Source organism: Pseudoalteromonas sp. SR41-7 (assembly GCF_014163935.1).
Classification (GTDB): Bacteria; Pseudomonadota; Gammaproteobacteria; order Enterobacterales; family Alteromonadaceae; genus Pseudoalteromonas; species Pseudoalteromonas distincta.
Window position 1 is genome coordinate 107,692 of sequence record NZ_JACJEF010000002.1, and the last position, 17,722, is coordinate 125,413.

Genomic DNA, 17,722 nt, shown 5'->3' on the forward strand with positions numbered 1-17,722 from the left:
AGATTGAAAAGTTTATATATTTTTAAAAAATAATTATCTGCATTTAAATAAATTAATTTTAAATAACACTTTACCTAAAGTTAACTTGAGATTTTATCGTGCTCCTAACTTAACTGATAGGATAACATTATGTATTTAGAGCACGTAAACTTAGTCGCGAGTGATATAGATAGTATGCTTACATTTTATCGCGCTGTATTTCCACATTGGTCGATTAGAAGTGAGGGCAGAGGCGATTGGCATGGAAAACCAAGACGCTGGGTACACTTTGGAGATGACACGCATTACATTGCGATAAGCAGTCATGGTGAAGGTGAAAACAGAAACTTATCGGGCCATCAAATTGGTTTTGCACACTTTGCTTATGTAACTAATAATTTAAGCGCAGTAGTAATGCGCTTAAATAAAGTGGGTTTTACTCTAAGCAAGCAAGGTAACGAGAATCCTTTCAGAAAGAATGTCTACTTTATTGATCCTGCAGGGTTTGAAGTTGAGTTTGTAGAGTATTTAAGTGATATACCAAGCGAGCGAAATAACGATTTATAATAAAATACTAAGCAGCACGCTAAAGTGCTGCTACTCAATTATAGTGAGCGATTATTATTACCCGTGCCAAACTGGGTTTTTAGCTCATTTGCAAAGCTCATAAATTTTTCTTTAATTGTGCGCTTTATTTTTACCTCAACCGAGCCCATTACTGCCTTTCCTTCAATATGAATTGTAGGGCCTTGGCGTTTGTTAAGCGACACAGATTTATTTTCAAGGCTACTTAAAATACAAAACATTTTAGACACTACATTGACATGCTCTGGTACGTAAATTTCATCGCTACCAAAAATACAGTTAACGTGAATAGTTACATTTTGATGCGCAAAAATAGCATCGGTAAAATCAAGCACCACCGATCCCATAAAGTTACTCAAATATATATTTTTTGGCACAACCCACTGACCACTTCGCTCGTTAGATCCTAAAATACTGCGTAATGTAAAATCATCATCACTGTTTTGCTGTGCACTATAGTGTGGTGTAAATTGCGATTGTTTTTCTGCTTTATATTGCTGATCGGTATTAAGTGTTAAGTCTTCTACTAAGGCTAGCAGTGCTTCGTTATTAGGTGCATCCATCGCATTATCTAAACGTCTTTCGAATGCATCAACAGAAATAACACCATGACTGTAATTATAAATTAATTGATCAATCACTTGTTCGCGTACTTGCTCTATTGGGCGGTCTTCAACTTTTACAGACATGAGTTATTCCTTATTATATTTACTATTGATACTGCTCTTGTAGTTAGGCTGCAAACCGCGTACCAAATATAATTTCATTAATTATCAATTGGTTATTTTTTAACGGTGTTTTTTGTTTTGTTATATTAACGATAGATTAACCAAAAGAGCAATTATCTAGCTATTTTCACTATTTGAGAAAGTTTTACCGAGTAGCCTGTAAATAGTTACACAAACATAGATAAGGTTTTATCTTTTAATTAATTCAAGCCTTTGAATTTTAAGTATAAATAAAGTTGGCCTGAAGCTCGCATTAGTTAAAGTGTCTTTAATCAAAAGGAGAAAGATTATGAAAACATTTAACAAATCTATTATCGCAGCTCTAGTTCTTGGTACTACGGCTATGGGTGCCCAAGCAAACAGCTGGGAAAACGAAAGTAAAGATGCTTGGATTGATGGTAAGGCAGAAACCGTTCTACTTATGAACACTAATCTAAACAACTTTGACATTAACACTGATGTAAAAAATGGCAAAGTAGTACTTACAGGTAAAGTTAATAGCGAACTCGATAAAGAGCTAGCAGAAGAACTTGTACTTAGCCTAGATGGTGTAACTGATGTTGATAACAGCCTTACTGTTGTTAAAAGCATGGACACCGAAGATAAAAACAACGACATGATGGACGATGATGATAACGACCTAACGGACGCTAAAATCACCACTGTAATCACAACTCGCTTCCTGTTTGACTCAGAAGTAGGTGGTACAGACATTGATGTTGATACCGACAACGGTGTGGTAACTCTGAATGGCTCTGTAGAGTCTGAAGCTGAAAAGCAACTAGCAGTTAAAATTGCTAAAAATGCTGAAGATGTTCGCGACGTAGTTGATAAACTAGCTATTGTTGCTGAATAATACAGTATAGTTAAGGCCCAGTAATACTGGGCTTTAAGTCTTTTCAATGTTTAATTTAAATGGAGTTTGATCATGGATATTATTCGTATAATACTTTCGGTTTTATTACCGCCATTAGGTGTGTTTTTGCAAGTTGGCTTAGGTATGCATTTTTGGTTAAATATTCTATTAACACTGCTAGGTTATTTCCCAGGGTTAATACATGCAATCTACATTATTGCGAAAAAATAATGACAGATTATATATTGTGTAAGCCGACTACTGAGGTTTAGCTAAATACTTTAGTACCGATCGGCTCACAATATTAGTTTTTAGAGAGTTTTTAGATTAAATCCATTTTTTAAAACACTTCAACCCATTAATTCACTTCCTTAACTCACTCCCAATATTATTTTAAAACTATACTTATTGTTTACTAATAAGCTTTCCAGTTAACAGTCGCGCTCAGATTCTGATTTGATGCCATTTAGGAAATCTTCAACATTAGTGTGTTTATACATCTATAATATACAATCAAATACCTTATTATTTAGTGACAATATTACCTTCACTTCTAGTGTTATCATTAAACTAGGTTTTTAGGCATGTTGAGGTAGTTAATTGAATATTCGACTTATAATGTCAGGCGTTGTGTCATTCATTTTTTATTTTAGTTGGGCCTTCTGGGCAAATAGTGCGGCAGACATTGCTAAATCGGTCACTTTTCAAGCTGCATTAGTGCAAGGGTTGTATAGTGGATTTGTAACGCTGTTTTTTACCTTTATTTTAGAAAAGGTCGTCAACAAGTATAAGTTTAGTTATGTAACGCTTGCGTTCGTAACTCCAATTATTTGTATGTTTCATTCTAAAACACCACAAAACGTCGCAATACGACAAAGTTTTAATAATGCAATTAACTCTAGCGCCTCGTATTTAAGTAATAAAAAAATAGCAGGCGTACTTTTTGCGCCTATTATTCCGATTACTGTTCAATCGAGCTTAGTGATTATGGTGAATGTAGTTAATCAGACACCTAATTTGGCACTGACAGTAGCCCCAAGCGTATTTTTTACAGCCTTGTATGCCTACACATATATGTTAGCTTTGCTTAAAAAGTAGAGGGTTAAATATAAAAGACTATATGGGATAGGTTTTGTTTATAATTTAATGCAGTGAATAGCACGGTAAATATCTTACATTTTATGTTTATGCCCACTTAAAAGATTACTATTTAAGCAGTTAGCTTGTTGATTGTTAAAATAAAGGTTTTTGGTAGTGACAAGCACCTAAAAAGTTTTTATACTGCAACCCGCTTTAGTCGCTCTGTGACTGAACGCTTCAAAAATTAACTGCCTAGCAGTTATATAAAGTTGGCCCCTTAGCTCAGTTGGTTAGAGCACACGACTCATAATCGTTAGGTCCCCAGTTCGAGTCTGGGAGGGGCCACCACTTTTACAAATTTCCCAAGTAAATATCTATCCAAATTATTTAAAGCTACATTAATTTAATATTGTGTAATTTTTATTCTTTAGTTACCCCTAAGAATAAACGTAATCTAAATAAAGTTAATCCATAGATTAAGCTAAGCTTTCTTAAATTTGGAATAGTGCGAATGCACTATTAAATTCCAGCGTTAGATCAGATGCTTTGCTTTATAAGTGACAGTGATCAGCATTTAATGTCAGAAGACAAAAAAGCCCCTATTGGGGCTTTTTACTTACTAGTGTTTACTTTTATTGCTCAAAGCTACAAGAGTTAACTAATTTTTACGGTATATCTCATGCTCAATATCGTAAATATTTACGCTTAGACTGTCTGATGCTCTGCAATATGTTTTTAAACATGAAAGTAGCAGTTCGCTTAACATTTGTTTTTGCTCAATTGAGCGTCCTGCCAAAATATGTACCGCGATATGTATAAACCCTGATTTTCCTGCGCCAAGTTGATATTGCTGATAAGCAATAGCACGTGTTTTTATGGTTTCTAATTCAAACAAGTTACTTTCGAAAGCGGTTGTATGAATTTTTTCTACCAGTACTTGAGGTAAAACGGGGAGGTCTTCTGAGTGTTCAATAATAATGTGCGGCATTTAGGCGTTTCCTATTATGAGTTACTGCATGAGCGAGAGGTAATTGTATCAAATACAAGAGGGGTCACTAAACCCTGAGCTATCTAAAATCTTTACTTTAAACTAATTTAGTCGTATTTATTTTTGATGTTAGTATAAAAACAAACAGGTGAACCTTCGCTTAGTAACTTATCTACTAAGTTACCTATATATTGATTAAGGATAAGTATGAAATTACCACAAAAATTTAAACGTTTAGCTTTACTTGCAGGTGCAATTGTTACGTTAAGTGCTTGCTCTGACGATGTTGCTTCGGTAAGCCTTGGGTTATTTACAACTAAAGATGTTGTGGTGAATTCGCAGCAAGATCCTATTGTTGAGGGCGTTACTTGTCATATTAGTCATATAGAGGCTAATTTAGATTTTTCAGATCCCTCTGATATGTCTATAGCGTGTCGTCAAACGGGGCCAATTACAGCGCAGCAGCTACAAAAAATAGACCGTAGCAAATCGGGCGAAGTGATCTTTAAATCATCTAAAAGTATATTATTTAAATCACTAAAAGTACGTCGTATTTACGATGCTGAAAATCGTACTTTATTGTACTTATCGTACTCAACTAAAGAGTCCAGTGGAAGCCACCACCATGCGCTATCAACAGTGCCGCTATACAATACTCAAGCGTGGGACTGGGCGCTTACACAAAAAGACTAAGTTAGCACCTACGTAAGCACCTAAACTAAAACCTAAAAGAGCACACTATGTTAGCTTTATTTAAATCAAAGCCATTATTAGAGCAGCAAGAACAGCAATGGCTTATTGATACATTTATTTGGGCTGTAGAAAACTTTGATGCTGAGTTTTTTACAAAGCACACTCAAATAATACTGCCAACGGCCACTTTTTTCCCTGATTCGGTATCGAGCATTGAAGAAATGGCGAGTAATGTTTTTAACCGCGTTACTAATTACGCGGGTATGAACGCATGGCCTATCCAACTAGTTGCACCGCAGCAATTACAACCGCAAGTTTTTCCACACTTTGAATTTAGCAATGAAATACGTGGCGAAGGCAGCCATCTAATTGTGCCGCCAAGCCATACGATTAATATTTCTTTTAATCCTAACCAGATTAATCAGCCACAAGATTTAGTGGCAAGTTATGCAGGTACTCTGGCCACCATACTTATTCATCACGTTGGGGTGCTACCGCCAGGTGGTAGGGAGTATTTACCACAAGCTGCTGATGCACTTGCTTGTTTTTTAGGGTTTGGTGTGATGATGAGTAATACGGTGTATCAGTTTAAAGGCGGGTGTGGCTCTTGCTATAACCCATACGCTAACCGTGAAGCTAAGTTAAGTGAAACGCATACGGTATTTATGCATGCCCTAATTAGTTACTTTAAAAACGATAAAGTGTCTAAAAAGCATTTAAAGCCGCATTTACGTGGCCAGTTTAAAAAAGCACAAAAAGAAATTAAAGCATTGGTAAATAACTCGGCCAACCCGCTGTTATTAGCTTATTCGCCAAACTAGCAAGGATCTGCGTGGAATACTTAGATGAATTTTTACTGATTGTTATTGCTCATTTTTTTGCAGTAGCAAGCCCAGGACCTGACTTTGCCGTAGTACTTAAGCAAAGTGTGCAACAAGGAAGGCGCAATGCATTGTGGACAAGCGCAGGTGTTGGCGCTGCTATTTTACTGCACGTTGCCTATTGTGTTTTAGGTGTTGCGCTTATTTTAACGCAATCGCCTAGTTTATTTATGGCGCTCAAGTACCTTGCTGGTGCATATTTAGCTTACTTAGGCGTACAAGCTCTTAGAGCTGCAAAACCGCCTGCAAGTAATGAAGGCGAGGCTGTAAAAGATGTTGAAAACAAAACCGTTCAAGAGGAACCCGTTTGGGTGGCTTTTAGGCGCGGCTTTTTCACCAATGCATTAAACCCAAAAGCCACGTTATTTTTTATGTCGTTATTTACACTCGTGATTAGCCCAACAACACCTACTAGCATACAGGTCGGCTACGGCGTGTATATGGCATTGGCTACTTGGGCGTGGTTTTCAATGCTTTCAATGATGCTTTCTCGAGATAATGTAAGGGGCTTTTTCCAACAACGCGGTTATTGGTTTGACCGTGGAATTGGCATTATTTTAATTGCACTTGCAGTACGTGTTGTTATTTAACTTATTCAAAAAGCGCAGGAGATAAAAATGCCGCTATATAATTTCTCGTTTGGTTCTAATATGTCATCTAATCGTTTGTTAGCGCGCTTGCCCAATGTAAAGCGTGTAGGAACTGCGGTACTTAAAGGCTACGAGCTTACTTTTGATATGCTATTTAAAGATGGCTCAGGTAAATGCAGTATTTGTCCAAGCGATAAAGAAGATGCATTGGTTTACGGCGTTATTTATGAGCTCAATGAAGAAGAAAAAGCTATTTTAGATGGTATTGAGGGCGTAGGTTACGATTGTGTAGATATAGCCCCGACGCTTTTAACGGGTGAGACTGTAGCCGCACATTGTTATATAGCTAATACCCATGACAGCGATGTACTGCCATATGATTGGTACATAAAACACGTTCATCGCGGTTCACTTGAAGCGGGCGTACCAAAAGAATACAGTGATGCCATATTAAATCGCGCACAAAAAAGCGACACCAATCAAGAGCGCGCAGCAATTGAATTTGCAGTTCATCAAAAATAATAAAATAGGATTGATATGAAATTAACCAAACTTGCCGCAATTGCACTATTAGCAGGCACTACGTTTAGCAGCTGGGCACAAGTTGATACCAACAAAGTTGACGATGTAATTAAAGCGTCAATGGCACGTTTTGACGTACCCGGGATGGCAGTTGCCATTGTTGAAAACGATAAAGTAATATTTGCTAAAGGCTTTGGTGTAACTAATCTCGATACCAACAAAAAAGTAAACAAAGACACTTTATTTGGTATTGCTTCAAACACAAAAGCATTCACTACTGCGGCACTGGCAAAGTTGGTTGATGAAGGTAAATTAAGCTGGGATGACCGCGTAATTGATCATTTACCCGAGTTTAGATTGTACGATTCGTACGTAACACGCGAAATGCGTATTCGTGACTTATTAAGTCATCGCAGTGGGCTTGGGCTTGGGCAAGGAGATTTAATGATTTGGCCAAGTACCGATAAATCAGTTGATGAAATTTTAGCGGGATTACAGTATTTAAAACCAGCGAGCAGCTTTCGTAGTAAGTACGCTTATAACAACTTGATGTTTGTTACCGCTGGTGAAGTGGTTGCACGTGTGGCGGGGATGAGCTGGAACGATTACATCGAAAAAAATATATTACAGCCGCTGCATATGGATAACTCACGCGCGGGCTTTTCACGTATTCCTAAAAGTAATAAAAACTGGGCGACAGGTCATATTCCTATGGATGGCACGCTTCATCCATTTTTTGTGAACTATCTTGAGGACTTTAGAGGCGCAGGCGCCATTGCATCAAGTGTAAGCGACATGAGCCAGTGGCTTCGTACGCAATTAGCAGGCGGTAAAATGCCAAGTGGCGAGCAGCTATTTAGTGAAAAGCAACAAGCGCAAATGTGGCACCCACATATTACATCTATGGCGTCTAAAAGTGCGTTTGAATCGTATCACCAGCAGTTTAGGGGTTATGGGTTAGGCTGGAGTATTGAAGACTACCACGGCTTTAAAAAGCTAGGTCACGGCGGTGGTATTTTGGGAATGGTATCGCAAGTTACTTTATTGCCTGAGAAAAACCTCGGTATTGTTATTTTATCTAATCAACAAGCTTTTGGTGCACTTTCGGCTGTAACCCATGAAGTGCTTGAAGATGCACTTGAACTTGAAGATAAAGACTGGGTAGAAGATTTAGCTAAAAGTCATTTTGAAGGCAAACAACAAGCGTATGCTAATGCAAAACCAGAAGCCCCCGCTGACTACCAACCACAATTACCAAATATTAATTACACCGGAACATTGCACGATGACTGGTACGGCGATGTAATTATTGAGCAGTTAGATGGTAAATTACGCATTGATTTTACCCACACTAAACGCTTGAAAGGCACTCTTGAGCATTACACTGGCAATACATTTATTGTTAAGTGGGATGAAAAATTACTAGAAGCAGATGCGTTTATTCGTTTTGAAATGAGCTCACAAAACCGTGTAAACAGTGCCAAAATGCGCGCGGTATCAACACAAGTGACCGACTTTAGCTTTGACTTTAGAAACCTACATTTAAAAGCAAAATAGCTAATATTGATATTTAAAGTATTGATATAAACCAAAGTCGCAAAGCCACCCATCGGTGGCTTTGCTATATTAAGTTTTTACACCTTGTAAGGGACTTTTTATGCGTACCGCTGTTATTTCTCATCCTCATTGCCGTAAGCATAAAATGATAGGCGACCACCCCGAGTGCCCAGAGCGTCTAGATGCCATAACCGATAGATTACTTGCCAGCGGCGTAGATGTTGGCTTAACACACCTACAAGCACCCAAGGCCGAGCGTGAGCATTATTTACTTGCTCACGATGAAGCTTTACTTAAACACGTAGAAAATACGCTACCAACAGAAGGGCTCGCTAATTTAGATGGCGATACGTGGCTGTGCCCCGATTCGTTTAAAGCGATTGAGCGGGCAGTAGGTGCAGGATTGTTAGCGGTTGATGAAATACTTGCCGATAAACTCGATGCTGCTTTTTGCTCAGTACGCCCGCCAGGGCATCACGCTAATAAAAACTCATCATCTGGGTTTTGTGTGTTTAATAACTTAGCTATTGCTGTTAAGTACGCACAAAGCAAAGGGGTTAAGCGCATTGCTATTGCGGATTTTGATGTACACCACGGTAATGGCACGCAAGATATTTTTATTGATGACGAAAATGTACTGCTTTGTTCGTTATTTCAGTATCCGTTTTATCCAAATACAGCGGTTAAAAATAATAGCCATATAGTTAATTCACCTCTGCCAATTGCCAGTAATGGCGACGATTTAAAAGAGGTGTTTGCTCAGCAATGGCTACCAAAATTAAAAGCGTTTAAACCTGAATTACTTTTTATAAGCGCAGGGTTCGATGCTCACCTAGAAGATGATATGGCAAGCTTAAAATTTGTTGAAGATGACTATACTTGGCTTACCGAGCAACTATGTGGCGTTGCTAAAGAGGGCGGTTGTAAAGGGGTTATTTCGTATTTAGAAGGTGGCTATGCGCTATCAGCTTTAGGTCGCAGTGCTGTAGCGCATATAAAAGTGCTTACTGAGGTTTAAATAAAGAGAGTGTTTATAGCCCTAGTAAATCAAACGCCTGCGCAGTACTTAGGGTTTTGATTTTACCAAGGCAGCATTGTCCTTCATTTAATAAGTAAGCTGTAACAAGCTGTGCTAGTTGCTCGCCATTCAATTTAGGGCAAACAGTGCCTTGTAAATTAAGGAAGTCACCTTGCTTATTAAGTACTCGCACATCGCTTAGCTCACTTTGCGTAACGCTGTGCAAGCATTCTTGTTGCTCTTGTTGGTTATGGGCTATCTCAAGCTCATTATAAATAACCAATAATTGTGGGTAGCTGTTTAACATGGCCCGTTAGCCTACGGTTACTTCATAAGACGTAAATTTACGTATATTAATAACGCCTTTTTCAAAGATTAAGTACTGACCTTTAATACCTTGTAAAACACCACTTACAACAGGGTCTTTATCAAAGTTAAATGAGCTGATTTTTGTTGGGTATTCGGTTACTGGAAAGTTTAAATCAACCACATCTTCATCAAGTTGCTCTATTGCTGTTGCGCCAAATAATTCACTGAGCTCGTTTAGCTTTTCACTAATTTGTGGGATCAGCTCGGCTGCTGCAGCTTTTAAGTCAATTGCGTCGTTTTGACCTTTTAGCATATTGCGCCAATTAGTTTTGTCGGCAATAAATTCAGCCAATGCAACTTCTACTAAACCAGATTGCAGGCGAGTTTGCACTTTAAAAATAGGTAATGCCTGAGTGGCGCCTTGATCAACCCAGCGAGTCGGTATTTGTGTGTGGCGGGTAATACCTACCTTTAAACCTGAGGTATTAGCGAGATATACATAGTGTGGGATCATGCAGTTTTCTTCGCCCCACTGTGGCTCTCGGCAAGTGCCTTGATCGTAGTGGCAGGTTTCTGGTTTCATTATGCACATATCGCAACTAGCAAGCTTGCGCATGCATACAAAACAGTGACCTTGAGAATAGCTTTTTTTGGTTTTTTTACCGCAGTTAGAACATAAAATAGTGCCACTAAAGGTAAGCGTAAGCTCCTTACCTATAAATGCATTTAAGTCTACTAAGTGTTCACCTACAGGTAAGTGATATTGTACTGGTTCGGTTAAGCTCGATTTTAGTTTACGCAGTGTGCCTTGCATCTTTACTTGGCCCCTAAAGATGTTAAAAAGAGGAGTCTAACATTTTTAAGCTATATTGGCTTTTTAAGAAGTGTAAATAGTCGGTGTAAGGCAGTGCTTTTGCGTATAAATAACCTTGGGCGGAATCAGCGTTCATATCTTTGAGCAAGTGATGGATTTCTTGGGTTTCTACCCCCTCAATTGTTATTGATAAATTGAGGTTATGCGCCATATCAATGGCTGTTTGTACAATAACTTGGTGAGTTGGGTTGTTAGGCAAATCAAAAACAAATGACTTATCTATTTTAAGCTCACTAAAGTGATAATTAACTAAGTAGCTAAGTGACGCGTAGCCTGTCCCAAAGTCATCCAGTACCACTTTAATACCTAATGCGGTTAACTCATCAACTAACTTTATAAGTGCATCTTGATTATCTACGAAGGCCGATTCGGTTAGTTCAAATTTAAGTAAGTATGCCGGCACTTGGTATTTAATTAAAATATTTTCTACTTTTTCGGCTAAATTATTTATGGTTAAGTTTTTAGCACTTAAATTTACGCTAATTGTGTGCTCGTTATAGCCATTTTTAGTAAGCTCAACTATGTCTTTACAAGCTTGCTCTATTACCCACAGTGTTAGCTCGTTAATAATACCTGTGTGTTCAGCAAGTATTATTAGCTCTTCAATTGATAAGTTGCTGTAAGTTGGGTCGGGCCAACGTAATAAAGCTTCAGCACCATTTACGTGGTTACTTAATAAGTTTATTTGAGGTTGGTAATAAAGCGCCAGTTGATTTGTTTTGATTGCTTGTTGCAGCTTAGCGGCTAGAGCAACGTCCATCATCAGATTATTACCGTTTGACGATGACCCAACTTGATTAACGCTACCTTTTGCTTTTTTAAGCGCTAAATAACCACGCTTTAACCAATATTCAAAGTCGTTAGTCTTGCCTGCACTACTAATACCTATACTGTAACTAAGCTGCAGGTTTAGCCCTTTAATTTCATATTGTTTTGGTAGGCTACTAATTATTTTAGTCAGTAGTGCTTCTAGCATTTCTTGGTTTTGTGTTTTTGTAGAAATACAGGCAAATACACCACTGCTTAAATCGGCTAAGCGAGGACTGGTGTTTAAATCTGTTTCGAGGTTTGTAAATTCACGTTCATGGCTGAGTTCTAATTCAAGCTCTTTGGCTATATGCTTTATAAGTGTGTAGCCCTGAGAAGAGGTAATAATCGTATTGAGTGAATTAAAGTGACGTATTTTTATTAAACACAACGTTGTTGAGCGATTTTGGCTCTGTAGTGCCATAAATGCTTGTTTTAGCTTGGAGCTATTAAGTAATCGTGTTTGTTGTGTATGCGTGGCATGGTAAAGCGCACGTTCTCGCTGATACCTTACCCTGTCTGCTAATGCCATCGCCATTAAAATAACTTCGCACAAAATAGCGACTAAAAAGGCATGGCGGGTTGCAAAGGTATACGGTAAAACACCAGTGAGTTCCATAGGTTGAATTGCCGCACCAAAAATTAGCGGTATCCATGATAAAACATAAAACTTAGCCCACCTAAAACCACTGCGTAACTTGTTATATATTAAAATAATACAAGTAATATAAAGCAGTACCATTACACCAAAAAATATAGGAGCCGCTATATTTTCAGGAATAAACAAGCTACATACAGCAAGAGTAAACATAAGCCAAAGTAGAGCTATACTCATTTTGTAACGCCAACATTTATCTTTATGATAGCGCAAAAACATGGTGCAAAAAGCAAGGGTGAAAAAGGCGACCCCATAATTACTAAACACAATTTGTTCGTGAATAAAGAGCTGCCATTGCTTAGGCCATAAATAAAAACCAAAGCCCAGTACTGCACCCATTAGTGTAATAGCGCTGACGATGTAGCCAATATAAATTAAATAAACACGGTCTTTTATACCAAAATAAAGCACCAAGTTGTAAAGCGCAGCCATCAATAGCACGCCTACAAAAATACCCCAGATCCCAGTTTGAGAGCGCACTAAGTCAATAAACTCTTTATCACGATACAAGTTTACAGGTGTTTTACTTATGCCTATTGTGTCTATTTTTATTACTAGGCGTTGTGATGATTTTCTTTCTACTAAAAAGCGAATATGCGGTACGCTGTATTCAAACAAAGAGAGGGCTTCTTCTTTATCGCCGAGTTTGTATGTTTCAATTAGTTTGTTATTTTTATCGAGGCGATAAACCGTAAGGTGATCGACCATAGGGTTGTCAAAATGTGCTACAACATTTTGCTTGTTAAGACTTTTATTTTCTAAATCAAGAAACAACCAATAATTTTGTTGGCTAAAGCTCCATGGAACATCTGAAAATGGTTGATGAGTAAGTAATTCAGGTTGGTTAATGATGGTATCGAATTTTTTAGTTTTGGTTTCGTCAATATAGTAGGCGTAATCGAGGTACATTGGAGCCGTTTTATCAATTGTATATCGTGTAGGCACGACTAAGTTTGATGCCAATGTACTGATTATAAAAAATATAAAAATCAGTATGGCAACAGCAATTGCATGGTAACGTAAAGTTCTTAGTTCCAACGTTAATTTACTTTTAAAAAACCTTTTAATTAGTGTAGCACTAAAAAAGCGCAGGGAAACTGCGCTTTTTTAGTTAAATTAATTGGTTATACCAATGAATAGGTATTATAGGCTATTGCTCGCGTGCAATAGCACGGTAAGCTATATCTGTACGATATTCCATACCATCCCAGCTAATTTGTTTAACAAGCTCATAAGCGCGTTGCTGCGCTTGCGTAACAGTGTTACCAAGTGCTGTTGCGCATAATACGCGACCTCCTGCGGTTACAACGTCATTACCACTTTGTTTAGTACCCGCATGAAACACTTTTTCACCTGCAGGGTAATCCACTTTTAGCCCCGAAATGGCGTCACCTTTAGGGTAATCACCAGGGTAGCCTTTAGCGGCAAGTACAACACCAACGGCTGCGCGTGGGTCAAACTCAATTGTTGTTTTATCAAGTTCTACACGGTTAGCAGCTTCAATCAATTCAACCAAATCTGATTGCAAACGTAGCATCATTGGTTGAGTTTCAGGATCGCCAAAGCGACAATTGTACTCAATTACTTTAGGGGTGCCTGTTTCGTCAATCATTAAACCTGCATATAAAAAGCCGGTGTACGGATGGCCTTCGCTTGCCATGCCTTCTACCGTAGGGTAGATCACTTCGTTCATAATACGCTGGTGGATTTCATCAGTAACAACTGGCGCAGGTGAGTATGCACCCATGCCACCCGTGTTAGGACCCGCATCGCCATTGTAAGCGCGTTTATGATCTTGGCTGGTTGCAAATGGTAATACGTTTTTACCATCAACCATTACGATGAAAGACGCTTCTTCACCGTCTAAAAACTCTTCAATAACAACACGACTTCCCGCATCGCCAAAAGCATTACCCGCAAGCATATCGCGAATCGCTTCTTCGGCATCGGCCTCCGTCATGGCTACAATTACGCCTTTACCCGCAGCCAAACCATCTGCTTTTACAACAATTGGCGCGCCTTTCTCTTTTAAATAAGCAAGGGCAGGCTCAATTTGTTCAAACGTTTGGTAGTCGCCCGTTGGGATTTTATGACGTGCTAAAAAGTCTTTAGTAAACGATTTCGAACCTTCAAGCTGAGCTGCGCCCGCCGTTGGTCCAAAAATAGCCATGTTATGTTCACGAAACTTATCAACAACACCCAGTACTAACGGTATTTCTGGACCTACAATAGTAAGCTCTACCTTATTTTGCTGTGCAAAACTAAGTAAACCATCTAAGTCGTCAACGTTTATTGCTACGTTTTCAAGTTTTGGTTCAAGTGCAGTACCTGCATTACCAGGGGCTACAAATACAGTATTTACTTTGGTGTTTTGAGCGGCTTTAAACGCAAGTGCGTGTTCGCGGCCGCCGCTGCCAATGACTAAAACATTCATGGCGAAAATTCCTATTTAAAGCGGTTTCTTAAATTTCAGCGTCATGCGGTCGCTTTCACCAATGGCTTTATATTTGTCAGCATCTTGTTCGCCGAGTCTTAAGCTTGGTGGCAGCGTCCATACACCTTTAGGGTGATCGGCTGTATCTTTTGGATTTGCATTTATTTCACTGCTTGCTACTAATTCAAACCCAGCTTGTTCAGCAAGGTCTACTACGTAGCTCTGCTTCATATAACCTGATGTTTTTTGATCTTCATCAGCACGCTCTTCAGCTAAACGGTGTTCAACTAAACCTAATGTACCGCCTGGTTTAAGGGCTTTATAAAAAGCTTGGAATGCACTTAGTGCACCGCTTTTATCTTTGCCCATATACCAGTTATGTACATTACGAAATGTTAAAACCATATCGGCACTGCCAGCTGGCGCAATATCTAAATGTGTTACAGGTGCAAATTCAGTAATTTTAACGCTACTAAAGCGCTCATCTTCTGCTACTTTTTGTTTAAAGCCTGCAAGAGAGCGTTGGTAGTAGCCAACTGATGAATCAGCAGGAAAGTGCGCGGCAAAATAAGTGCCTTGTTCTTTTAATGCTGGCGCTAAAATTTCACTATACCAACCACCACCGGGTGCAATTTCAACAACTGTCATGGTTGGTTTAAAGCCAAAAAATGCAAGTGTTTGAGCTGGGTGACGATATTCATCACGAGCGCTGTTTTTAGCACTGCGTTCGCTTGATTGAAGTGCATGTTCAAGGCTTGATTCGTGGTTATGGCTAAGCGCCATAGTCGATGTCATTGTTAGTGTGGCTACAAGTAGCGATTTTAGCGCAAATTTCATTGTTTGTTCCTTCACATTATAATTTTAAATAGGTTATTGAATAATCAGAATACGTGAATTTATAGCAAACAAAAAGGGTTAAACCAACGTTTAACCCTTTGTGTGATTAGTGGCGGAAATGGCGCATACCAGTTAGTACCATTGCCATGCCAGCTTCATCAGCAGCTGCAATCACTTCTTCATCACGCATTGAGCCACCAGGCTGAATTACCGCAGTAATGCCAGCGGCTGCGGCTGCGTCAATGCCATCACGGAATGGGAAGAATGCGTCAGACGCCATAACTGAACCTTTAACTTCAAGGTTTTCGTCGGCGGCTTTTATACCTGCAATTTTAGCTGAGTATACGCGGCTCATTTGGCCTGCGCCTACACCAATGGTCATACCGTCACGGGCATAAACAATTGCGTTTGATTTAACAAATTTAGCTACTTTCCAGCAAAACAGTAAATCTTTAAGTTCTTGCTCAGAAGGCTGGCGCTTAGAAACAACTTTTAAGTCGCCTTGCGTTACCATGCCTAAGTCGCGGTCTTGAACTAAAATACCGCCGTTAACGCGTTTAATATCTTGGCCAGCTGCTTTACCTGTCCACTGTCCACATTCTAATAGGCGCACGTTCTTTTTAGCTTCAACAATTTTTGCAGCGTCGCTCGAAATACTAGGTGCAATAATTACTTCAACAAACTGACGGTCAACAATTGCTTGTGCAGTTGCTGCATCTAGCTCTCGGTTAAAGGCAATAATGCCACCAAATGCTGATGTAGGGTCTGTTTTAAAAGCGCGCTCGTATGCTTGTAGAATATTGTCGCCAATTGAAACACCACACGGATTAGCATGTTTTACAATTACGCACGCAGGTACGTCAAATTCTTTAACACATTCAAGTGCTGCATCGGTATCTGCAATGTTGTTAAACGAAAGGGCCTTACCTTGCAATTGAGTTGCTGTTGCAACTGATGCTTCAGCAATGTCATTTTCAACATAAAAAGCAGCATCTTGATGTGAGTTTTCACCGTAACGCATATCTTGCTTTTTAGTGAACTGCATATTGATAGTACGTGGGAATTTAGTCTCTACAGCAGCTTCCTCGGTGTAATCAGGCACCATTTTACCGAAGTAGTTAGCAATCATGCCATCGTATTGTGCAGTGTGCTCGTAGGCGGCAATCGCTAAATCAAAACGTGTTTTGTACGTTGTTGAACCATTGTTGTTTTGCATTTCACTAATAACACGGTCGTAGTCGCTTGCGTTTACCACGATTGTTACATCTTTGTGGTTTTTAGCTGCTGCACGAACCATTGTAGGGCCGCCAATATCAATGTTTTCAATGGCATCTTCAAGGCTGCAGTTTTCTTGAGCGACTGTATTCGCAAAGGGGTATAAGTTAACTACAACTATGTCGATAGCAGAAATGTTGTTATCTGCCATTACGCTTTCATCTTGTCCGCGACGGGCTAATATGCCGCCGTGAATTTTTGGGTGAAGGGTTTTTACGCGACCATCCATGATTTCAGGGTGGCCTGTGTGATCTGATACTTCAGTCACTTTTATGGCGTTATCAGCAAGTAGTTTACATGTGCCGCCAGTTGATAAAATATCAACGCCTTGCGCTTCAAGTGCGCGGGCAAATTCAACAATACCGGTTTTATCAGACACACTTAATAGTGCGCGACGAATGGGACGATGAGTATCCATTGTAGTTTGATTTCCTCAGTTAATGAGCTAGCTTAGAAGCGGGCATTTTAACTGATTACTACTCAAAAAACGACTTATAAAGGCTCAATAAGCGTGAGCATTTTGCAATTTAGTTAATAAACTGTAGGCATAAAAAAAGCACCCTAAGGTGCTTTTTTTGCAAAATACCAGTTGTATTGGATTAGTAAGTAGTAATAACGATAGAAAAACAAGTCTACAACAAGGCAAAAATTTTGCAGTGTAGTTATTCTACATAAAAAACTTTTAACGACGTTATGGGCTTGTTTAGCTCGTTAGAATACTTACGCTTTCAATATAATTGGTATTAGTTCATGCCGTATTTTTTAAGCTTTTTACGTAAAGTACCACGGTTGATACCTAGTAAAATTGCTGCACGAGTTTGGTTACCACGTGTATATGTCATTACTTCTTCAAGTAATGGCGCTTCTAGCTCTGAAAGAACAAGGTCGTAAACGTCTTGCACATCTTGACCGTTAAGCTGCTTTAAATAGTGGTGAACAGCTTTTTTTACTGCATCACGCAATGGCTGCGGTTTCTCGTGTGACTGAACATGAGGGTTAGTGATAAATGGAGAAGTCACGTTTTGTTCGAACATTATTAAGTCTCTTTCTT

General features: G+C 39.0%; 19 protein-coding genes and 1 tRNA gene. 11 read left to right on the forward strand and 9 right to left on the reverse strand.

Annotated features, from left to right (window positions below; genetic code table 11):
• The first annotated feature begins 129 nt into the window (after positions 1-129).
• Positions 130-546, forward strand: a complete 417-nt coding sequence (locus H5092_RS03185) for a VOC family protein (RefSeq protein ID WP_182682573.1) — start codon at positions 130-132, stop codon at positions 544-546.
• 38 nt (positions 547-584) lie between these two features.
• Here the strand turns inward: H5092_RS03185 and H5092_RS03190 are convergent, their stop codons facing one another.
• Positions 585-1,253: a LiaF domain-containing protein gene (locus H5092_RS03190; protein WP_024597540.1), complete on the reverse strand. Its 669-nt coding sequence runs from the start codon at positions 1,251-1,253 to the stop codon at positions 585-587.
• Between the two features lie 328 nt (positions 1,254-1,581).
• Here H5092_RS03190 and H5092_RS03195 point away from each other — a divergent pair, with 328 nt between their 5' ends.
• From H5092_RS03195 to H5092_RS03210, 4 genes are all read left to right on the forward strand, one after another.
• Positions 1,582-2,148 carry a BON domain-containing protein gene (locus tag H5092_RS03195; protein ID WP_182693927.1) on the forward strand — a complete coding sequence of 189 codons (567 nt, stop codon included), beginning with the start codon at positions 1,582-1,584 and terminating at the stop codon, positions 2,146-2,148.
• A gap of 72 nt (positions 2,149-2,220) precedes the next feature.
• The gene (locus H5092_RS03200; protein ID WP_002957822.1) at positions 2,221-2,379 is read left to right on the forward strand and encodes a YqaE/Pmp3 family membrane protein; all 159 of its coding nucleotides are present in this window, start codon (positions 2,221-2,223) and stop codon (positions 2,377-2,379) included.
• A gap of 369 nt (positions 2,380-2,748) precedes the next feature.
• Positions 2,749-3,246 carry a hypothetical protein gene (locus tag H5092_RS03205; protein ID WP_259398361.1) on the forward strand — a complete coding sequence of 166 codons (498 nt, stop codon included), beginning with the start codon at positions 2,749-2,751 and terminating at the stop codon, positions 3,244-3,246.
• A 253-nt stretch (positions 3,247-3,499) separates the two neighbouring features.
• Positions 3,500-3,576 (forward strand) — tRNA-Ile (locus H5092_RS03210).
• 310 nt (positions 3,577-3,886) lie between these two features.
• On the opposite strand, the gene H5092_RS03215 is transcribed toward H5092_RS03210, so the two are convergent.
• Complete coding sequence (locus H5092_RS03215) at positions 3,887-4,216, reverse strand: 5-carboxymethyl-2-hydroxymuconate Delta-isomerase (protein ID WP_002957818.1); 330 nt, start codon at positions 4,214-4,216, stop codon at positions 3,887-3,889.
• 207 nt (positions 4,217-4,423) lie between these two features.
• Here H5092_RS03215 and H5092_RS03220 point away from each other — a divergent pair, with 207 nt between their 5' ends.
• The 6 genes from H5092_RS03220 (at position 4,424) to H5092_RS03245 (ending at position 9,477) form a co-directional block, all read left to right on the forward strand.
• Positions 4,424-4,909 carry a CreA family protein gene (locus tag H5092_RS03220; RefSeq protein ID WP_002957817.1) on the forward strand — a complete coding sequence of 162 codons (486 nt, stop codon included), beginning with the start codon at positions 4,424-4,426 and terminating at the stop codon, positions 4,907-4,909.
• Between the two features lie 47 nt (positions 4,910-4,956).
• Positions 4,957-5,730 carry a hypothetical protein gene (locus tag H5092_RS03225; RefSeq protein ID WP_002957816.1) on the forward strand — a complete coding sequence of 258 codons (774 nt, stop codon included), beginning with the start codon at positions 4,957-4,959 and terminating at the stop codon, positions 5,728-5,730.
• A gap of 11 nt (positions 5,731-5,741) precedes the next feature.
• Positions 5,742-6,380, forward strand: coding sequence for a LysE family translocator (locus H5092_RS03230; protein ID WP_024597544.1), 639 nt, complete (start codon positions 5,742-5,744; stop codon positions 6,378-6,380).
• 27 nt (positions 6,381-6,407) lie between these two features.
• Positions 6,408-6,902 (forward strand): gamma-glutamylcyclotransferase family protein, encoded by a 495-nt coding sequence (locus H5092_RS03235; RefSeq protein ID WP_024597545.1) that lies wholly within the window; start codon positions 6,408-6,410, stop codon positions 6,900-6,902.
• A 15-nt stretch (positions 6,903-6,917) separates the two neighbouring features.
• Positions 6,918-8,459 carry a serine hydrolase gene (locus H5092_RS03240; RefSeq protein WP_024597546.1) on the forward strand — a complete coding sequence of 514 codons (1,542 nt, stop codon included), beginning with the start codon at positions 6,918-6,920 and terminating at the stop codon, positions 8,457-8,459.
• A gap of 100 nt (positions 8,460-8,559) precedes the next feature.
• On the forward strand, positions 8,560-9,477 hold the full coding sequence (locus H5092_RS03245; RefSeq protein ID WP_024597547.1) for a histone deacetylase family protein: 918 nt from the start codon (positions 8,560-8,562) through the stop codon (positions 9,475-9,477).
• A gap of 13 nt (positions 9,478-9,490) precedes the next feature.
• On the opposite strand, the gene H5092_RS03250 is transcribed toward H5092_RS03245, so the two are convergent.
• The 7 genes from H5092_RS03250 to fis all read right to left on the reverse strand — a co-directional run bounded on the left by H5092_RS03250 (position 9,491) and on the right by fis (position 17,705).
• Positions 9,491-9,784: a hypothetical protein gene (locus H5092_RS03250; protein ID WP_182732892.1), complete on the reverse strand. Its 294-nt coding sequence runs from the start codon at positions 9,782-9,784 to the stop codon at positions 9,491-9,493.
• Between the two features lie 6 nt (positions 9,785-9,790).
• Complete coding sequence (locus H5092_RS03255) at positions 9,791-10,600, reverse strand: DUF2797 domain-containing protein (protein ID WP_024597548.1); 810 nt, start codon at positions 10,598-10,600, stop codon at positions 9,791-9,793.
• 22 nt (positions 10,601-10,622) lie between these two features.
• Complete coding sequence (locus tag H5092_RS03260; RefSeq protein WP_182732893.1) at positions 10,623-13,163, reverse strand: EAL domain-containing protein; 2,541 nt, start codon at positions 13,161-13,163, stop codon at positions 10,623-10,625.
• A gap of 112 nt (positions 13,164-13,275) precedes the next feature.
• Positions 13,276-14,559 carry a phosphoribosylamine--glycine ligase gene (gene purD / locus H5092_RS03265; protein WP_138489712.1) on the reverse strand — a complete coding sequence of 428 codons (1,284 nt, stop codon included), beginning with the start codon at positions 14,557-14,559 and terminating at the stop codon, positions 13,276-13,278.
• 15 nt (positions 14,560-14,574) lie between these two features.
• Entirely contained in the window at positions 14,575-15,396 is an 822-nt protein-coding gene (locus H5092_RS03270; protein WP_024603687.1) for a class I SAM-dependent methyltransferase, read from the reverse strand.
• A 106-nt stretch (positions 15,397-15,502) separates the two neighbouring features.
• Entirely contained in the window at positions 15,503-17,089 is a 1,587-nt protein-coding gene (purH, locus tag H5092_RS03275) for a bifunctional phosphoribosylaminoimidazolecarboxamide formyltransferase/IMP cyclohydrolase (protein WP_024603688.1), read from the reverse strand.
• Between the two features lie 325 nt (positions 17,090-17,414).
• Entirely contained in the window at positions 17,415-17,705 is a 291-nt protein-coding gene (gene fis, locus H5092_RS03280) for a DNA-binding transcriptional regulator Fis (RefSeq protein WP_002957804.1), read from the reverse strand.
• Between the last annotated feature and the right edge of the window lie 17 nt (positions 17,706-17,722).

What these genes read in the sequence shown, in the direction of transcription:
- H5092_RS03185 (WP_182682573.1), top strand. Translation starts at nt 130, where the DNA reads ATGTATTTAGAGCACGTAAACTTAGTCGCGAGTGATATAGATAGTATG.
- H5092_RS03190 (WP_024597540.1), bottom strand. Translation starts at nt 1,253, where the DNA reads ATGTCTGTAAAAGTTGAAGACCGCCCAATAGAGCAAGTACGCGAACAA.
- H5092_RS03195 (WP_182693927.1), top strand. Translation starts at nt 1,582, where the DNA reads ATGAAAACATTTAACAAATCTATTATCGCAGCTCTAGTTCTTGGTACT.
- H5092_RS03200 (WP_002957822.1), top strand. Translation starts at nt 2,221, where the DNA reads ATGGATATTATTCGTATAATACTTTCGGTTTTATTACCGCCATTAGGT.
- H5092_RS03215 (WP_002957818.1), bottom strand. Translation starts at nt 4,216, where the DNA reads ATGCCGCACATTATTATTGAACACTCAGAAGACCTCCCCGTTTTACCT.
- H5092_RS03220 (WP_002957817.1), top strand. Translation starts at nt 4,424, where the DNA reads ATGAAATTACCACAAAAATTTAAACGTTTAGCTTTACTTGCAGGTGCA.
- H5092_RS03225 (WP_002957816.1), top strand. Translation starts at nt 4,957, where the DNA reads ATGTTAGCTTTATTTAAATCAAAGCCATTATTAGAGCAGCAAGAACAG.
- H5092_RS03235 (WP_024597545.1), top strand. Translation starts at nt 6,408, where the DNA reads ATGCCGCTATATAATTTCTCGTTTGGTTCTAATATGTCATCTAATCGT.
- H5092_RS03240 (WP_024597546.1), top strand. Translation starts at nt 6,918, where the DNA reads ATGAAATTAACCAAACTTGCCGCAATTGCACTATTAGCAGGCACTACG.
- H5092_RS03245 (WP_024597547.1), top strand. Translation starts at nt 8,560, where the DNA reads ATGCGTACCGCTGTTATTTCTCATCCTCATTGCCGTAAGCATAAAATG.
- H5092_RS03250 (WP_182732892.1), bottom strand. Translation starts at nt 9,784, where the DNA reads ATGTTAAACAGCTACCCACAATTATTGGTTATTTATAATGAGCTTGAG.
- H5092_RS03255 (WP_024597548.1), bottom strand. Translation starts at nt 10,600, where the DNA reads ATGCAAGGCACACTGCGTAAACTAAAATCGAGCTTAACCGAACCAGTA.
- purD (WP_138489712.1), bottom strand. Translation starts at nt 14,559, where the DNA reads ATGAATGTTTTAGTCATTGGCAGCGGCGGCCGCGAACACGCACTTGCG.
- H5092_RS03270 (WP_024603687.1), bottom strand. Translation starts at nt 15,396, where the DNA reads ATGAAATTTGCGCTAAAATCGCTACTTGTAGCCACACTAACAATGACA.
- purH (WP_024603688.1), bottom strand. Translation starts at nt 17,089, where the DNA reads ATGGATACTCATCGTCCCATTCGTCGCGCACTATTAAGTGTGTCTGAT.
- fis (WP_002957804.1), bottom strand. Translation starts at nt 17,705, where the DNA reads ATGTTCGAACAAAACGTGACTTCTCCATTTATCACTAACCCTCATGTT.